The sequence below is a fragment of the Helicobacter sp. CLO-3 genome, assembly GCF_001854545.1.
Taxonomy (GTDB): domain Bacteria; phylum Campylobacterota; class Campylobacteria; order Campylobacterales; family Helicobacteraceae; genus Helicobacter_B.
On the sequence record NZ_MLQN01000019.1, the window covers coordinates 15,831 to 33,203 of the forward strand.

The following is a 17,373-nucleotide window of genomic DNA, read 5'->3' on the forward strand; positions in this document are numbered from 1 at the left end:
GCGCGCCCTTAAGCCACAAAATCTACGCCGTAAAAATATGCGTCAAAATCGCCGGATATTTTTTCATGCGCTTAAATATGAGCTTTCGCACGATGTTTCGCACTTCTGCTTCGATTTGCTTTTTGTCGTTGAAAAGCTCTTTGCGCGCTGATCGCACCGCCATTTCTAGCGTGCCTATTATCTCATCTTTGACTTCTTTTACCTCTTCGCTACTCACCACGCCTATCATTTCCACTTCTAGCGAGCGGATTTTTTGCTCGGCTTTGTTGATAAACGCCACGATACTCACAAGCCCACATTCTGCGAGATCTTGGCGGTCTTGCACGGTGGCATTATCGATTTGTTTATTCACTTGATTATCGATGAAAACCTTGCCGCTTTTGACATTGCCGCATTTTCGCATGAAGCTTGGATTTACCTCGATTTGATCGCCATCTTCCATAAGCAATATATTTTTCTCCGGCACGCCACATTTTACCGCGGTGTCTTTGTGCTTTGAGACATGGTTATACTCGCCATGCACTGGGAGGAAAAATTTGGGCTTGGTGAGGCGTAGCATCAGCTTTTGCTCTTCTTGCGCGGCATGCCCGCTTACATGTATCTCGCTGAAATCCTGATATGCCACGCTAGCGCCCGCTTTCATGAGGAAATTTAGCACCGCAGAGACAGAGCCTTCATTGCCCGGGATCGCTTTGGCAGAGAGGATGACTAGGTCAGTGGATTTGATTTTGACATGTCGATGCTCATCTGTCGCCATGCGATAAAGCGCGCTCATCGTCTCGCCTTGTGAGCCGGTGGTGACTATCAGCACTTCATGATCTGGGTATTTTTCTATCTCATGCGCTTCGATGAAAATATTGCTCGGAAGCTCGATATAGCCAAGTTCTCGCGCGATGTCGAGGTTTTTTTCCATAGAGCGCCCTATCACTGCGACTTTGCGCCCATATTTTAGCCCATAGCTGATAGCCTGATACACGCGGTGGATATTTGAGCTAAAGGTGCTCATTATCACGCGCCCGGTGGCGTTTTTAAATAGAGAGTCAAAAGTAGGTCCTACGACGGCTTCGCTTTGCGTGCAGCCACTTTTATGCGAGTTGGTAGAATCGCTTAGCAATAGCATCACGCCCTGCTCGCCATAATGCGCCAAGCGGTGCAAATCTGTAGGAAGGTTGTCGATAGGCGTGTGGTCGATTTTGAAATCGCCGGTGTGGATGATAAGCCCCGCTTCTGTTTGTATCGCAAGCGCGCTAGAATCTATGATAGAGTGTGTGATATGTATCCACTCTATTTCAAACTCGCCGATTTTGATAGGCTGGCGCTTTTGCACCACGCGAAAGCATGAGCGGAATTTTTTGAGCCCGTGCTCATCAAATTTATTGCCTATCATGCCAAGTGCGAGCGGCGTGCCATAAAGGGGGAATTGAAACTTTTTGAAAAGATAGGGCACAGCGCCGATGTGGTCTTCATGCGCGTGCGTGATGACGATGCCAGCGACTTTGTCTTTGATGCTTTCAAGGTATTGAAAATCAGGGATCAAAATATCCACGCCATGCATATTTTCTTCCGGGAAGCTCATCCCCACATCAATGATAATCGCGGAGTTTTCCGTCTCCATCACCATCATATTTCCGCCGATCTCGCCAAGCCCGCCAAGTGGCGTGATTTTCACTTTTGCTTTGGTGTCTAGGTTTAGCTTGTTGTGCGGGTTTAGGCTGTTTTTTTGGATTCTGGTGTTGGTCTCTACGCCCCGTTTCAAATCTTTGTGAAATGCGAGATTGCCGCGCTCATTGATCCCTTGCACTTCGCGCGCACCTTCTGGCGTGTCGTATGTAGGCGCGCTAAATCCTTGTCTAGGAAACATGCGGCGCTGTTTTGGCGCGCCAGAATCTTGCGCGTTTTGTGGTACGTTTGGATTTTGCATATTTGGATTTTGGGCGCTTGGATTCTGCGTCATATTTTGTGGCGCGTGGTTTTGCTGTGGTGCGCGGGTGTTTGGTGAATGCGCGTTGTGCGTGTTGTTCGCGTTTTTGTAGCCATTTCGCTGGTTGTGGTTGCGTTGCGCGTGCTGTGAGTTTTGCGGATTTTGCTGATACCCGCCGCCAAATTCCCTGTTAGATTCTCGGTTGCCTTCTTTATTAGATTCTCGATTGCCCTCTCGATTGTCTCTGCCAAAATCGCGCCTAGAATCCTTGCTAGAATCTCTATTTGCATCTTTGCCAAAATCTCTAGATTCTCGGTTGGCTTCTTGATTGTCTCTGCCTCGATTATCTCTGCCTCCATTATCTCTACCTTGATTATCTCTGCTTCCGCCAAATCGATTGCCAAAAAATCGCTTTTTCTCTGGCGCGCCTTGGTTTTCTGCTGTGTTGTTTGGTGTGTTTTCGTTCATTTTCTTTCCTTTATTTGGTTGTGTATTTGGTGATACTTTTGTGTGCTAAGCTCATGCGGGCGCGTATTTGGCGCGATATCTAGCCGCGCAAAAATGGATTCTAGCGTCGCTTTGTCATAGCGGCTTGCAAGATTGTTTAGCAGTTTTTTGCGTGGTGCGGAAAATGCCGCTTTTAGCATATTTTCAAAGCTATTTGAAATCTGCCAAGCGTTTGTTTCGCGCGTTTTGCTAGTTTTGCTCGCCTCGCTAACCTCACTTGCTTTTTTGCCTTGCCTTGCCAGCTTCGCTTTGCTTATTAGCTCCGCTCCGCTTTGTCGCTCCACTTCGCCTTTTTCGCTAGTTTCGCTATTTTTGCCAGCCTTGCTTTTTTGGCTTTTTTGCTCCATTTGGCTAGTCGCGTTTATCTCGCCTTTTTGCGTAAAATCTTGCGCGCTATTTATGCTAGCTTGGCTAACTCGCATGCTTTGCATCGCACAATCGCACGGCGCTTTTGAAGCGTATTTTTTATGAGAAAATACCGCAGAAGTCACCTTTGGCATCGGCTCAAACGCCTCTTTTGGCACTTCAAAAAGCAGCCTCGTCTCGCCCACACTTTGTGCCAGCACGCTAAGCGCGCAAAACTCGCTCTGCCCCTCATCCGCGCAAAACTTCAGCGCGACCTCTTTTTGCGTCATCACCACAAAGCCCTCGCATAGCGGATCTTTTAGCAGATTTATCACGATGCGCGTGGCTATGTAATATGGCAGATTTGACACGAGGATATAGGGTTCATCCGCCAGCCATGCATACACTTCTTGCATGCTTTGAGATTCTCGCTCCGCTTTGTTTGGCGCGCCAGAATCCGAATGTTTAGATTCCACTTTAGATTCTAGGCTTTTAGAATCCATATTTTTGGATTCTGCGCCAGCGCTTGCATTTAGCGCGTTTAGCGGGATAGATAGGACATCTTTTTGCACGAGGCTAAAAGTGTGCGGAAAAATACGCGATGAAAACCGCCGCAACACAAAAGAACACAGATCGGCATCAATCTCATAGGTGGTAAGGCTTGAGATCTGCAATAGCCGCTCTGACAAATCACCCAAACCAACGCCGATTTCTACTAGCTTGCGATGCTGCAGCAGCTCGGAGCTCACTTGGAGGATTTTATCCAGATACAAAGGATCTTTTAAAAAATTCTGCCCGAATTTCTTTTTGGCTTGCAAAAATACAACCTTTGTTTTGTAAATCTATTTTAAGATTTTGATATCTGAATATGGCAAATAATTTAAGCTTGCCAAATAAATATCGCGTATTGTATCGAGTTTTTCATTAATTATTTGTAAATAATAAGTATGATTTCATAATTTTAAAGCCCAGCGAGAATCCGCGAGAGAATCTGCGCGAAAATCTATGCCAAAATTTACGCGAGAATCCGCACTTGGTAAGAATCTATAAAATCTAGCGGCAAATCATAGAGCGACAGCAAAGGAGCGGCATCAATGAATCATCTAGCAAAGCGCATCATCCCATGCCTTGATATCAAAAATGGCAAGGTCGTCAAGGGGGTGAATTTTGTCGGTTTGCAAGATGTGGGCGATCCGCTAGAGCTAGCAAAGCTCTATAATGATGCGGGCGCGGATGAGCTCGTGATCCTAGACATCACGGCGACTTTTGAGCATCGGCAGATCATCGCTGATCTCATCCGAAATATCGCCAAAGAGGTGTATATACCGCTGACTATCGGCGGGGGCATACGCACGCTTGATGATATGTATCTGCTGCTTGATGCGGGCGCGGATAAAATCAGCCTCAATAGCACCGCGATAAAAAATCCAGAGCTCATCGAGCAGGCGGCGAAACGATTTGGCTCGCAGTGCGTGGTGATAGCTATCGATGTGAGGAGTGAAAATTGGGAGGGGGCTTTGCAAGGTGGGCGAAATGGAGGCGCGCAAGCCAACTCTACAAAAATCCATCACACCAAAAAAGAAGTCTATATAAAAGGTGGCAGGGAAAACACAGGTATAGAGATGTGCGAATGGGCGAAGATCTGCGAGGATAAAGGCGCGGGCGAGTTTCTGCTTACGAGCATGGATACTGATGGCACGAAAAATGGCTATGATATCGATGCGCTGACGCAGTTGCGAGAATCTGTGAGTCTGCCTATCATCGCTTCTGGTGGTGCAGGGAAAATGGAGCACATTGCGGAGGTTTTTGAGATGGATGTGGCGGATGCTGCGCTTGCGGCTAGCATTTTTCATAATAATGAAATCACGATAGCGGATTTGAAACGCTATCTAGATTCTCGTGGCATCCCTGTGAGAATCTAGCGCGAGAATCCAAAAATGAAAAAATTTTGGAATGAGAAAATCCAAAGATGTCAAAATTTTAAGGTGCGAGAATCCAAAATGTCAGAATCCAAAGCGCGGCAAAATACTAAAATACCAGAATCTAAAAGGGCTTGATATGCTGATTTGTGCGGGACGAAATGAATTTATCAAATACGCGACACCCATAGGCGTGGGGCTGGTGGAAGCTAGCATCGGGCTTACGCGATTGTGTTTGCGAGAGTCTATCGAGAAGCTGACTTTCATCGGCACGGCGGGTGCGTATTCTTATGATTTGCCGCTGCTTTCTTTGTGCGCGAGTAAGCAGGCTACGCAGATAGAGAGCGGGTTTTTGTCTGGCGAGTGTTATACGCCGCTGGAGAATTGCATCGCGATAGAAAATCAAGCTGTTTCACGGGAAACATTGGAGAGCATTTCTGAAGTGCTGGTAAATTCCTCCAACTACATCACGACCAATCCCAATATTTCCAACAAAATGACGAGCGCTGGAATCCTGCTAGAAAATATGGAATTTTTTGCCGTTTTGCGTGTGGCGCAAGAATTTAACATCCCGACTTTGGGCGTGTTTTGTATCACTAATTATTGCAATGAAAACGCACATCGCGATTTTCTGCTAAACCATGCCAAAGCAAAAGCCAAGCTAGAAGAGTATATCGATGGCAAAAAATATCTATAGCTACAGCGTCGCCGAGCTAGAATCCATCCTTGCCGCGCGCAAGATTCCGAAGTATCGAGCCAAGCAGATTTATCACTGGGCTTATGTGCGCTATGAGAAAGATTTCACCGCTATGCAAAATCTGCCAAAAGATTTGCGCGAGATGTTGGCGCAGGAGTTTAGCGCGCAGAATCTGACTCTAGCCACGCTAGAAGAAAGCAAAGATGGCAGCAAAAAATATCTTTTCCAAACGCGAGATGGACATACATTTGAAAGTGTGTTTCTAAAAATGCGCGATAAAAAGCTCGATAGTGAGGGCAAAATCATCGAGAGTGAAAAATACACCTTCTGCATCTCTAGTCAAATCGGCTGCAAGGTGGGCTGTGCTTTTTGCTCGACAGCGAAGGGCGGGTTTGTCCGCGATCTAGAATCCGGCGAGATAGTCGAGCAGGTGCTCGAGCTAAAAAGGCGCAACAACCTCGCACCAGAAAAACGAGTAAATATAGTGTATATGGGTATGGGCGAGCCGCTGAATAATTTTGAGAATCTGACGCACGCGATACAAATCATCGCTGACTTGAATGGCTTATCCATATCGCCCAAGCGGCAGACGATCTCTACTAGCGGCGTGAGTCCGCATATCGATAGGCTGGGTGAGGAGAATCTAGGCGTGCAGCTGGCTATCTCTCTGCACGCGGTGGATGATGCGCTACGCTCGAAACTTATGCCTATAAACAAGGAGTATAATATACAGAGCATCATCGATGCGGTGCGGCGGTTTCCCATCGATGCGCGCAAAAGGGTGATGTTTGAATACCTAGTGATAAAGGATCTAAACGATGATCTAGCGAGCGCAAAAAAACTGCTAAAGCTACTAAATGGCATCAAGGCGAAGGTGAATCTGATTTTGTTTAACCCGCATACTGGCTCGAAGTTTGGTCGCCCGGATGAGAAAAAGGTCAAAGATTTTGCGGATTATTTGATATCTAAGGGCTTGCTTGCTACTATTAGAGAATCCAAAGGTTTGGATATTTCAGCGGCGTGCGGACAGCTGCGGGAGAAAAAGCTCGCCAAAGAAAAAGTTGGAGTATGAGAATGCTTTGGGCGATGCGCTTGAAATATTTGCGGTGGCTGAAAATGTCTAAGTTTGGTTAGATGTGTTTAAGGCGGCTAAAAAATATTTGTGGTGCATTTGGATTTTGGTGCGATATTCTGATGTAATGTTTCACATGAAACTATGATTAGATTTGTGTCAGATTTTATGCTAGATTCTGCGCTTGATTTGGTATCGGATTCTGGTGTTTGGATTTTGTGACAGTAAATATGAAGCCAGAATCTAGCGCAGGATTTATACCAGCGGATTTATGCCAAATGGTAGAATCTAGATTCTGCCATCAAGCGCACAAAAGCTAGAATCCAAAAGCCAAACAAAGTCACAAACAAAACCATAAACAAACCACAAACCAAATCACAAAAGGAGAGAAAATGGAGCCATTGGAAATATTTTTGCTGGTGTTTTTGCTGGCAGTTTTGATAGGTGGTGTCAGCGCGTATGTATTTTTCATCAATGATAAAAACGACAAAAGAGGTTAAAAATGCTAGTGCATATTTGCTGTTCTGTGGATAGTCATTATTTTTTGAGCGAATTGCAGAAGGAGTTTCCGGGTGAGAAATTTACCGGATTTTTCTACAATCCAAACATACATCCAAAAAGCGAGCATGACCTGCGGCTTAGTGATGTGCGTAGAAGCTGTGAGATGCTAGGCATTAGCTTGATTGAAGGCAAATACGATGATACGAGCTGGTGTGAAGGCGTGCGCGGATTGGAAAATGAGCCGGAGAAGGGCGATAGATGCGTGCGATGCTTTGATATCCGCCTAGAAGAAAGCGCAAAAATCGCGCTAGAGCTTGGCGAGCAGAGATTTACCACGACTCTGCTCTCAAGCCCCATGAAAGAGCAAGAGGTGCTTTATCAGCAAGGCGATCAAATAGCGCAGATGCATGGACTGGATTTTATCAAGATAAATGTCCGCAGTAATGGCGGCGTGCAGCGTCAAAATGAGCTAGCCAAAAAGGATAATCTCTATCGCCAAAATTATTGCGGGTGTAAATACGCGCTTACCAAGCAGCGCGAGAAGCAAGAGCGATTTAGCCTAGAATCCATAAGCGAGATAGGGCGGCGCGCACTGCCCGGGAGCATCGAGGAGCGACAAGAGACATTTGATAAGCGCAATCATTTGGAGCGAAATGGCAGGGACTATATACTGACGCAGAGAAAAATGCGGATATATCGTCTGCTATGGGGTAAAATCTCTTATAATGATGCTGTGATACCTAGCTATATTTTGGCGCATTCTGATAGCAGGAGTGCTAGGGTCGGCGCTATCGTCTGGATAAAAACTAGCGTAAAAATACCAAACAATGCACGAGCAAATCTGCTAAATCCGCCAGCATATTTGCCAACAAATTCGCCCACATATTCGTCCGCACATTCTCCCGCACATTTGCAAGGTTTTAGAGATACAAATGCGCTAGATTCTGGACTAGAATCCAAAAAAGTGGAAAAATCAGAAAAAGTAGAAAAATCAGATTCTGATGCTTTGCATATACATCTAGGCTTTGGCAAAAAGGATGATGCGCTGTTTATTTGTATGAAAGATTTCAACAAGCTTGCTTGCAGTGCCTATAAAAGAGCGCTAGATATGCTGTATCATCCGCCACGCTATGAAGTGGAGCTAGATATCCGCGCTTGTATTTGTGGCAGCGAGACGACAAATCCTATCATCATCATAGATAAGCCAACCGAGCAGAATCTAAAGGTGGAGATAAAATCGCTTTTTCAAGAAGAGAAGGTATTTTGCATCACCGAAGCAGCGCGCTAGATTTGCGCGCTTAGATTCTGGTGTTTAGATTGTGGAGTTTGGATTCTAGTTTTGGCGTTTAGATTCTAGATTTTAGCTTTTGGATTCTGGCGCGCAAGTTTGCAAATGGATTCTAGCTCAAAATCTAGCACAAGATTCTAGCGCGTTTTGATAGCAGAATCTATGCAAAACCGCTTTATCTAGAATCCACTTTTTAAATATATTTCACCTATTTTTAGGGATAAGATTCTAGAAAAGCATATAAAAGTCAATCAAATATTTTGAGTCAAAACGCGCAAAAACCACAACAAAACAAAAGCGCAAAATATAAACACCATAAGCCCACGCAAAAAATCAAAAAACGCAGAATCTAAATTTGCCAACCTCTCAAATTAAACCCAGCTAACCAAACCCATTCAATCAAATCCGGCCAACCAAACCCAGCAAATCAAACCCCACCCCAAAAACCCCACCCCAAAACTTTAGCTCCAAAACTTGAAGCCAAAATTTTGCTCCAAAACCCCACCCCAAAACTCAATAATCACAATAATAAAACATAATAAAGCAAAAATTAGAAAATATTAATGTATAATGGCGCACTTTTTCTTGATTTAAAAAGGCATTCTCGAGTTGAAAGGCACTCCATGACGGACACAAAAGCGACAGAGACAGACATAACACTAGATGTAAATCAGATTAAAAAAATCCTTCCGCATCGCTACCCCTTGCTTCTTGTCGATCGCATCACGAAGTTTCAGCCAAATGCGTTTATCGAGGGCTACAAAAATGTGACGATAAATGAAGAAATCTTCCTAGGGCATTTTCCCAACAAGCCCATATATCCGGGCGTGATGATTATTGAGGGCATGGCGCAAGCGGGCGGCGTGCTGGCGTTTATGAGTATGTGGGGCGATGATTTGGCTGCTGCGGAGAACAAAATCGTGTATTTTATGACGATAGACAAGGTAAAATTCCGCGTGCCAGTGGTGCCCGGCGATAGGCTCGAATACCGCCTAGAAGTCATCAAAAACAAAGGCGCGGTGTGGGCGCTTGATGCCAAAGCATTTGTGGATGGCAAAATGGTGTGCGAAGCGGAGCTAAAAGCGATGGTCGCCGATAATGACAACGCTGACAACGCCAGCAACAGCGCACGAGGCTAGCAATGAGTCAGAGCAAAATCGCAAAAACAGCCATCATCGCCAAAGGCGCGCAAATCGATGAGGGCGTGGAAATCGGGGATTTTTGCGTCATCGGCGAAGGGGTAAAAATCGCCAGCGGCACCAAACTCTATAATGGCGTGACGATACTAGGCGACACCACTATCGGCAGGGATAACACCATATTCCCCTACGCCGTGCTAGGCACGATACCACAAGACCTAAAATATGCCGGCGAAAAAGTAGAGCTCATCATCGGCGATCGCAACTCTATCCGCGAGCATTGTATGTTTAACCCCGGCACGGAAGGTGGCATCGGCAAAACAATCATCGGTAATGACAATCTTTTCATGGCATTCGTGCATATCGCGCATGATTGCGTCGTGGGAAATCACTGCATCCTTGCCAACAACGCCACGCTAGGCGGGCATATCGCGTTGGGCGATTATGTAAATATCGGCGGGATGACGCCGGTGCATCAGTTTGTGCGTATAGGCGATGGCGCGATGATAGCGGGCGCTTCTGCTTTGTCGCAAGACATACCGCCTTATTGCATGGCAGAGGGCAATCGCGCTGTGATTCGCGGGCTAAACAAACACCGCATGCGAAAGCTATTTGAAAGCACAGAGATAGATGCGATAAGCCACCTTTACAAAGAGCTTTTTGCCGCGACTTCTATGCGCGCACTCGCTCAAGAAAAGCTAGATTCTGCCCCAGAGCTAGAATCTATCACCAATATCTGTCGCTTTGTCGTAGAATCCGAGCGCGGCATTCCAATACGCAAGGGGAAAGAATGAAGCGAGTTTGCGATTTTTGCGGACAAGAGCGCGAAGCAAACCAAGTCATACAAGGCGCTGGCGGGCGCAATGGTAGCAATATCTGCATATCATGCATAGGCGGGCTATACAAAAGCATCGCGCAATCAGGCATCGATATGGATTCTATGCCTAGCACTTCCAAAGAGCGCTTGGATGGCGATAGATTCTCCTTGCAAAACATCCCCACACCAAAAGAGATGAAAGCAAGGTTGGATGATTATGTGATAGGGCAGGATAGCGCGAAAAAAGTCTTTTCTGTCGCGGTTTATAACCACTACAAAAGAATCGCTAGCAATATGGCAAGCGCGAATAATAGCGATGATGTCGAGATTTCCAAATCAAACATTTTGCTGATAGGCCCCACAGGCAGCGGCAAAACGCTTATGGCGCAGACTTTGGCGCGATTTTTGGATGTGCCTATCGCAATTTCTGATGCGACAAGTCTCACAGAAGCGGGCTATGTCGGCGAAGATGTGGAAAATATCCTAACGCGCCTCTATCAAGCAGCGGGGAATGATGAGAAAAAGGCGCAAATGGGGATAGTGTTTATCGATGAGATTGACAAAATCTCGCGCCTTTCCGAAAACCGCTCTATCACGCGCGATGTGAGCGGGGAGGGCGTGCAGCAGGCATTGCTAAAGATAATCGAGGGAAGCGTGGTAAATATCCCACCAAAAGGCGGCAGAAAGCATCCAAACCAAGAATTTATCCAAATAGACACGACCAATATTTTATTTATCTGCGGTGGTGCGTTTGATGGGCTTAGTGACATCATCAAGCGGCGCATGGGGAGCAATACGCTAGGCTTTGGACAGACGCAAAAAACAAAAGATGAGCGCGAGGATGTGCTAGAGCTTGTGGAGCCTGATGATTTGGTGAGCTATGGGCTGATACCAGAGCTTATCGGGCGGCTGCATATCATCGCCACGCTAAAGCCTATCACCAAAGAAGCGATGATAGAGATTCTGACAAAGCCCAAAAACTCGCTAATCAAGCAGTATCAAAAGCTTTTTGAGCTCGATGATGTGGAGCTTGAGTTTGAGGAGGGCGCGGTGGAGAAAATCGCAGAGCTTGCAATCGCTAGGAAAACAGGGGCGCGCGGGCTGCGAGCGATCATCGAGGAATTTACCACGGATATTATGTTTGATTTGCCCTCCATGCGTAATTGCAAGGTGGTGATTACCAAAGATTGCATCGAGCACAAATCCAAACCTCTCGTGCTAAAGCGCAAAAAAATATCTAAAGTTCAAGGAGCGTAGAAGTGTTGTTAAACAAACTTATTGGAATGTTTTCGCATGATATTGCGATAGATTTAGGCACAGCAAATACGATAGTGTTGCTAAAAGGGCAGGGCATCATCATCAATGAGCCCTCAATCGTGGCGGTGCGCGTGGATCGCTTCGATAGGGATGGCGAGATCCTAGCAGTGGGGCATGAAGCCAAAGAAATGGTAGGCAAAACCCCAAGCGGAATCCAAGCCATACGCCCGATGAAAGATGGCGTCATCGCGGATTTTGATGTGACAGAGAAGATGATACGCTACTTCATCGAAAAAGCGCATAACCGCAAATCGCTCATCCGCCCGCGCATCATGGTGTGCGTGCCTTATGGGCTTACTGGCGTGGAGCGCAAAGCGGTGAAAGAATCTGCTATGAGTGCGGGTGCTAGAGAAGTCTATCTCATAGAAGAGCCCATGGCAGCAGCGATAGGCGCAGGGCTTCCTATCAAAGAGCCACAAGGAAGCCTCATCGTAGATATTGGCGGTGGCACGACAGAGATCGGCGTCATTTCTCTTGGCGGACTCGTGATATCCAAATCCATCCGCGTAGCAGGCGATAAGCTAGACATGGCTATCGTAAATCATGTGCGCAAACATTACAACCTCCTCATCGGCGAGCGCGCGGGCGAAGAGATAAAAATCCAAATCGGCGCAGCAGCGCCGCTAGAGCAGCCGCTATCTATGCAGATAAAAGGGCGCGATCAAGTAAGCGGACTGCTAAACACCATAGAGCTTACGAGCGAGGATATACGCGAGGCTATCAAAGATCAGTTGCGCGAGATAAGCGGCGCGGTAAAAAGCGTCATCGAAGCGGTGCCGGCGGATCTTGCGGGCGATTTGGTGGAAAATGGACTCACGCTTACTGGCGGGGGCGCGCTTATACGCGGGCTTGATAGGTATCTCTCTGATGCGATTAAGCTACCGGTATTTATCGGCGATGAGCCGCTGCTAGCAGTCGCCAAAGGCACGGGCAAAGCTATCGAAGAGCTAGACATCCTGCATAATACCAGTCGCTATGAATAGCCGGCGGGACGCCCATGCGCTACCAATCTTTGACAATCGCCGTTGTTTTGCTAGCGATTGTTTTTATCGCTGTAGATTCTAGCAAGTTTTTGCAAAGACATATCGCAGCAGTGGGCGATGGGATAAAGATTTTTGTCCTAGATTCTAAAGATTCCATATCGCTTTCTTATCGCAAATACATCTCTCAAGCACAATCCATAGAAGAATACGAACAAAAGCTAAAAGACTATGAAAGACTAGAGCTAGAGCTAAAACACGCGCAAAATGAGCTTGATAATCTCGTGGTGTTTGACACACAGCAGGCGTTTTATAATGATGCTAGATTCTTGCCCTCCAGAGCGTATTCTTATGTGAATATGGGCGATTATAGTCGCGTGTGGCTAAACTTTGATGTGAAAGATTATCCAGAGGATAGAATCTTTGGCGTGGTGCAGGATAATAAGGTGCTAGGCATTGCTATCATGGAGGATGGGCGGCTGATGGGGCTGCTAAATGGCGACAAAAAAAGCAGCTATAGCGTGTATGTGGGTGATGAAAAAGTGCCCGCTATCGTGCATGCTAGCGCGCTTACGAGCGATAATATCACCGCGGATTTCATCCCCTCATGGAAAAAGATAAACATAGGCGATCAGGTTTTCACCAGCGGGCTAGATGGGATATTTATCGAGGGCATAGCGGTGGGCGAGGTGGTGAGCGTGAATTATGATTTTGGCTATATTTCTGCGGAAGTGAAGCCATACGCGCAGCAAACCGGGCTTGGATATATGTGGCTAATAGACACCAATGTCCCGGTGCAAACTAGCGCAAAAGAGGCGTTTTGATAGCACAAATGCCTAAAACAAAATAGGCGCATCATGCAAAAATATCTTGAGATGCTGCATTCTGCTAAAAGCAAGCAAGAATTGCGCGCGGTGCTGCTTGGCATCATCGGTGCTATCGTGGCAGAATCGCGCGAAGTTTTGGCTAGAGAAAATGCGGGCAAGGCGAGTAAAGCGGGCAAGGCTATCGGCGGGGGCGTGGAAGGTGGTGCAGAATCTAAAAATGCCAGCACAGATTCTCGCAATGCAGCATCTGGTGCAGAATCTAAAAATATAGATTCTAGCGATACTCATAACAAGCCACAAAGCATATTCTATCAAGCAAGTTTTTTGAGAGAGATATCCCAGTACCACGATATCTTTATACAAATTTTTAGCATTTTTCGAGACAAACTTTTTGGGATTCTTGATAGTGGCGATATTTTGGATTCTGCGTTTTTGTATTTGGCATTTATCGCGCCGGCGGATTTGGAGCTGGATGAGCGATTTTTGCCATTTATCCGCCTTGCAGATAAAATGCTAGCGCGGGATTCTAGCGACGCCAGCGTTGCAAGTCAAGCAACTATGACAAGCCCAGAAGAATGGGTGATGCTAACCGAGCTTGGTGCTATCGCCAGAGTGCTATACGCGCCGATGCATCAAAGCAGAAGCATTTTTGCTAGCATGCAAAAAAGCGCACCATGTGAAACAAGCGCGACAATCAAAGACAAAATAGCAGAATCTAGCTCGCCAAAATCTGACTTGCCAGAATCTATAGATTCTGCAAATCCTGCACCAAACAGCGCGCTAGAATCTAGCTCACTAGAATCTAGCCTGCAAAACACAAGCGCCAGCGCATTAGATTCTAGCATATCAGAATCCACACCATCCATATTGTCCGCACCATCCGCGCCCTGCTCTACGCGCGCCACTTCACACACGACATCCGCGCCACGCGACGCGCTAGATACCAACCCGCTAGATAGCCTCATGTTTTTTACTACGAACATGCTTTTGACTAGCATAGATAGCCTGCCAGCGAGTCAATGCATCAAATTTATCATGGAAGCGTTTGAGGTTTTCAAACTCGGCTTTTCTTTGCTAAAGCCAGCACTTCATGGTGCGTTTGCGCGCGCGAGTAGTCCTATCATGCGGCGCAATATTTGCAATTGGCAGCTGCATATTTTTTGGAATATCCCGCATTTGTTTAACAATCGCGAGTGGCTTTGCCTCTATGATCTATGGAAAAGCGAGCTATACAGAATGATAGCGCGCGCGGAATCTCTTGGTGTCGTAGAATCTGGCGCGCCAGATTTTGCACTACTATCCGCGCTTGATGAGGTGCTGTATATGCAGTTTTTCATCTATCATATGTGTGGCAATAGCTTTAGCACGCAAGAGCAATGGCGCGCGTTTAATGATGAAGTTTCTAGAAAAACCACGCCGCTATATAAGGCATTTAGTGATAAATTTCTGCCAAAACTAGATTCTGGACTAGAATCTAGTTTAGAATCCACCGCTAGCCAGCAACCCAAGCAACCCCAACAGCCCACCAAACAAAAGCAAAAGCGCATCGTCATAGGATTTTTGCGCGATCGCATAGTAGAAAACTCCCCTTTCAAAATCGAATACAGCCTTTTCAAAAACCTCCTTTCACATGAGGAATTTGCCAAGCGTTATGAGATCAAAATCTACTGCATGAGCCTCATAGAAAAATCAGAAAATAACCCTATCCCCCTCGCTAAAATCGCTAGCCTAAACATAGAAACCATAGACATCGGACTAGGATTTAACAAAGCAGGATTCTACAACTCGCATTTGCAAAAAGCCTTGGCACTCCGCGAAATCATCCAAAAAGATGGCGTGCAAGTGCTTATCAGCCCAAATAATGGCTATGGGATCAGTGATTTTCTGCTGGCTAGCAGGAGCGCGCGCGTGCAGGTGTTTTACACGCATGGCAATTTTGTGTATGATATTTGTGGGATTGATGCGCGTATGACGCATATTTGCGATAATCAGCGCGAGATTATCCACGAGGGCTTTAGCTTTTATGGGATTCCGGTGAAAATGGATGATGAGTTTTACACACCCACACTTCCGCCTGCGCTCATAGAATCCGAGCGCGCCAAATATCCGCTGGATAAAAAAATCATGGGCGTGATAGGGCGGCTTACCAAAATAGATTCTGCTCCTTATCTGCGCGCGATTTGTGAGATTCTAGAAAAGCGCGAGGATTGGATATATCTTGCATGCGGGCTTGGCAATGAGCAAGAAATCCGCCGCAAAATAGATGCTATCGCGCCAGAGCTCTCCGGCAGGTTTTTCTTCGCTGGTTATGTAGATAGCGGGGTGTATGGGCATATTATTGACTTTTGGGCGGATAGTTTTCCTATGGAGCAGGGCGAGAGTCGCATCGAGTATGTGGCGAAATCGCGTGGGCTGGCGCTGCGCTACTATCGCACTCCAGAATCTAGCCTGCTAGCGCAAGTGGCAAATCAGCTAGAATCCACGCGCGGCGTGATAGAGGAGATCTGCGCGGATTCTCATGCGCTTGGCGAGATTTTGGGCGAGGGTGGTGCCGAGTGCGCTGGGGTTGAGCGCGCTGGAGTTGGCGCAAATAGATTATTTGAGGATTTTGCTAGCTACAAAAGTGTGGCGATAGAGTTTTTTAAGAATCTAAGCGCGTTTGATGAAGCGGAGTATGTGGCTAAAGCATTGGCCATCACGCAAGATTTTGGGGGAAATAGTGGCGTCGATATGGATGTCAATATCAACACAAAGCACTTATTGCAGATCCAAAGCGCGCTGCATCGCATGAGTGGCGAGATAAAATCGCGCCTTGGCGAGCGATATTTTCTAGACTTTTTGCATAGATTTGGCGTTTGAGATTCCAAACTATGCAAAACCATGCAAAGCACCCAGAATCTAGATTCTGGTAATTTGACAGCTTAAAGCTAGCGCAAAATCCAGCCAAACCAAAGAAGCAAAAAGGAGCAAACATGATAACCAAATATCCAAAAATCCGCCCCAGCACAAAAGGCACAAAAAACGCAAAAAGTGCAAAAGGCGTAAAAAGCGTAAAATGTTTCACAAAGCACATATTAATGTCGCAAATATCGCGCATATTAACATCTTGCGCGCTTAGCATCGCGATATGCTTCCTCGCCACAAGCGCACTAGAATCCACAGAATTAGGCCAGCGCCCACAAGCCACAAACACCACAAACGCTGCAAACATCATCACAAGCACCACAAACACCACAAGTGCAAATAGCACCATACAACCCATAAGCGCAAGCATCACCCAGCAAGCTCCCAAAACACCACAGCGATACACCACCGATCTAGAGGAAGTGGGCTTACACATGCAGTTTGTATGGCTGAAGTCAAACCTGCCTTATGCAGAGCATGACAATGACACTTTTGCGCACTTTCCTGCATGGCATTTCCCTATAATGCAGCCTTATAACACCAGCTTTTTGACGCGCCAGCTTCTTCCCAAGCCTGAATATGTGGTCAATATGCAGTGGGCGGATGGCAGCTATGATGATAGCATGCCTTTTTGGCTTTGGCTGTATTGGGGGATGTCGGATAGTATGATATTGGATATGGATGATAAAAGCCTGTGTTTTTCTGCCAAAGGTGTCGGCTGTCTGCTGCCCTATGCGCCAAAATTTAAAAAAGACGCCGCGCTTTACGCCCTGCCAAAAGTGGATTCTGATACGCTGCATAAGCTATCAAGCGACGATATCGTGTTTCCTGTGGCGCTTAGCAGTGATGGCAAGTTTTATCAAGTGATAGTTTTCCCGCAGATGCAGGGCATCACCAAACAAAAAACCGCAGAGGATGCGTATGAGTATATGGATTCTCTTGTGGAGCAGGGGAGGGTGCCGCTCAATGGATTTGTCAAAAAATCTGTGATAAAAAAGCTAAATAAAGGCAACCCTCTGACAAAAATCGATCCAAACTACTCCGATGCGCCGGTATTTTTCACGCTGCCTTTTGATATAGATTTCAAATATATGGATGAGGAGAAGCGAGCGCATTTCAAAGCGGTGGATGAGTAGGCG

12 protein-coding genes and 1 pseudogene are annotated in these 17,373 nt (G+C 46.4%); 11 read left to right on the forward strand and 2 right to left on the reverse strand.

From position 1 onward, the window contains the following. Positions 1 to 22: 22 nt before the first annotated feature. On the reverse strand, positions 23 to 2,389 hold the full coding sequence (locus BKN38_RS06120) for an RNase J family beta-CASP ribonuclease (protein WP_082942576.1): 2,367 nt from the start codon (positions 2,387 to 2,389) through the stop codon (positions 23 to 25). A 488-nt stretch (positions 2,390 to 2,877) separates the two neighbouring features. Continuing rightward, a pseudogene (locus BKN38_RS11925) lies at positions 2,878 to 3,591 on the reverse strand (rRNA adenine dimethyltransferase family protein); the annotation flags it as partial. Positions 3,592 to 3,867: 276 nt separating this feature from the next. Between BKN38_RS11925 and hisF the strand changes: the two are divergent. The 11 genes from hisF (at position 3,868) to BKN38_RS06180 (ending at position 17,370) form a co-directional block, all read left to right on the forward strand. Next, on the forward strand, positions 3,868 to 4,695 hold the full coding sequence (gene hisF / locus BKN38_RS06130) for an imidazole glycerol phosphate synthase subunit HisF (protein WP_066458536.1): 828 nt from the start codon (positions 3,868 to 3,870) through the stop codon (positions 4,693 to 4,695). 31 nt (positions 4,696 to 4,726) lie between these two features. Continuing rightward, positions 4,727 to 5,389: a purine-nucleoside phosphorylase gene (locus tag BKN38_RS06135; protein WP_324737548.1), complete on the forward strand. Its 663-nt coding sequence runs from the start codon at positions 4,727 to 4,729 to the stop codon at positions 5,387 to 5,389. Next, positions 5,370 to 6,461, forward strand: a complete 1,092-nt coding sequence (rlmN, locus tag BKN38_RS06140) for a 23S rRNA (adenine(2503)-C(2))-methyltransferase RlmN (protein WP_066458535.1) — start codon at positions 5,370 to 5,372, stop codon at positions 6,459 to 6,461. The genes BKN38_RS06135 and rlmN overlap by 20 nt, the downstream gene beginning before the upstream one ends. A gap of 502 nt (positions 6,462 to 6,963) precedes the next feature. After that, on the forward strand, positions 6,964 to 8,250 hold the full coding sequence (locus tag BKN38_RS06145) for an epoxyqueuosine reductase QueH (protein ID WP_066458534.1): 1,287 nt from the start codon (positions 6,964 to 6,966) through the stop codon (positions 8,248 to 8,250). 623 nt (positions 8,251 to 8,873) lie between these two features. After that, positions 8,874 to 9,389, forward strand: coding sequence for a 3-hydroxyacyl-ACP dehydratase FabZ (gene fabZ, locus BKN38_RS06150; RefSeq protein ID WP_066455746.1), 516 nt, complete (start codon positions 8,874 to 8,876; stop codon positions 9,387 to 9,389). 2 nt (positions 9,390 to 9,391) lie between these two features. Further along, positions 9,392 to 10,183, forward strand: a complete 792-nt coding sequence (gene lpxA, locus BKN38_RS06155) for an acyl-ACP--UDP-N-acetylglucosamine O-acyltransferase (protein WP_066455749.1) — start codon at positions 9,392 to 9,394, stop codon at positions 10,181 to 10,183. Continuing rightward, a complete protein-coding gene (clpX, locus tag BKN38_RS06160; RefSeq protein ID WP_066455752.1) occupies positions 10,180 to 11,463 on the forward strand; it encodes an ATP-dependent protease ATP-binding subunit ClpX in 1,284 nt (427 codons plus the stop codon). The genes lpxA and clpX overlap by 4 nt, the downstream gene beginning before the upstream one ends. A 2-nt stretch (positions 11,464 to 11,465) precedes the next feature. Next, positions 11,466 to 12,506, forward strand: coding sequence for a rod shape-determining protein (locus BKN38_RS06165; RefSeq protein WP_066455755.1), 1,041 nt, complete (start codon positions 11,466 to 11,468; stop codon positions 12,504 to 12,506). Positions 12,507 to 12,520: 14 nt separating this feature from the next. Continuing rightward, positions 12,521 to 13,327 carry a rod shape-determining protein MreC gene (gene mreC / locus BKN38_RS06170; protein ID WP_066455758.1) on the forward strand — a complete coding sequence of 269 codons (807 nt, stop codon included), beginning with the start codon at positions 12,521 to 12,523 and terminating at the stop codon, positions 13,325 to 13,327. A gap of 33 nt (positions 13,328 to 13,360) precedes the next feature. After that, a complete protein-coding gene (locus tag BKN38_RS06175; RefSeq protein WP_066455761.1) occupies positions 13,361 to 16,189 on the forward strand; it encodes a hypothetical protein in 2,829 nt (942 codons plus the stop codon). Between the two features lie 113 nt (positions 16,190 to 16,302). Continuing rightward, positions 16,303 to 17,370, forward strand: a complete 1,068-nt coding sequence (locus BKN38_RS06180) for a hypothetical protein (protein WP_066455764.1) — start codon at positions 16,303 to 16,305, stop codon at positions 17,368 to 17,370. The last annotated feature ends 3 nt before the right edge of the window (positions 17,371 to 17,373 follow it).

Coding starts and splice junctions, on each gene's coding strand:
- clpX (WP_066455752.1), top strand. CDS start 10,180: ATGAAGCGAGTTTGCGATTTTTGCGGACAAGAGCGCGAAGCAAACCAA.
- hisF (WP_066458536.1), top strand. CDS start 3,868: ATGAATCATCTAGCAAAGCGCATCATCCCATGCCTTGATATCAAAAAT.
- BKN38_RS06145 (WP_066458534.1), top strand. CDS start 6,964: ATGCTAGTGCATATTTGCTGTTCTGTGGATAGTCATTATTTTTTGAGC.
- mreC (WP_066455758.1), top strand. CDS start 12,521: ATGCGCTACCAATCTTTGACAATCGCCGTTGTTTTGCTAGCGATTGTT.
- BKN38_RS06175 (WP_066455761.1), top strand. CDS start 13,361: ATGCAAAAATATCTTGAGATGCTGCATTCTGCTAAAAGCAAGCAAGAA.
- BKN38_RS06180 (WP_066455764.1), top strand. CDS start 16,303: ATGATAACCAAATATCCAAAAATCCGCCCCAGCACAAAAGGCACAAAA.
- rlmN (WP_066458535.1), top strand. CDS start 5,370: ATGGCAAAAAATATCTATAGCTACAGCGTCGCCGAGCTAGAATCCATC.
- BKN38_RS06120 (WP_082942576.1), bottom strand. CDS start 2,389: ATGAACGAAAACACACCAAACAACACAGCAGAAAACCAAGGCGCGCCA.
- lpxA (WP_066455749.1), top strand. CDS start 9,392: ATGAGTCAGAGCAAAATCGCAAAAACAGCCATCATCGCCAAAGGCGCG.
- BKN38_RS06135 (WP_324737548.1), top strand. CDS start 4,727: ATGAGAAAATCCAAAGATGTCAAAATTTTAAGGTGCGAGAATCCAAAA.
- fabZ (WP_066455746.1), top strand. CDS start 8,874: ATGACGGACACAAAAGCGACAGAGACAGACATAACACTAGATGTAAAT.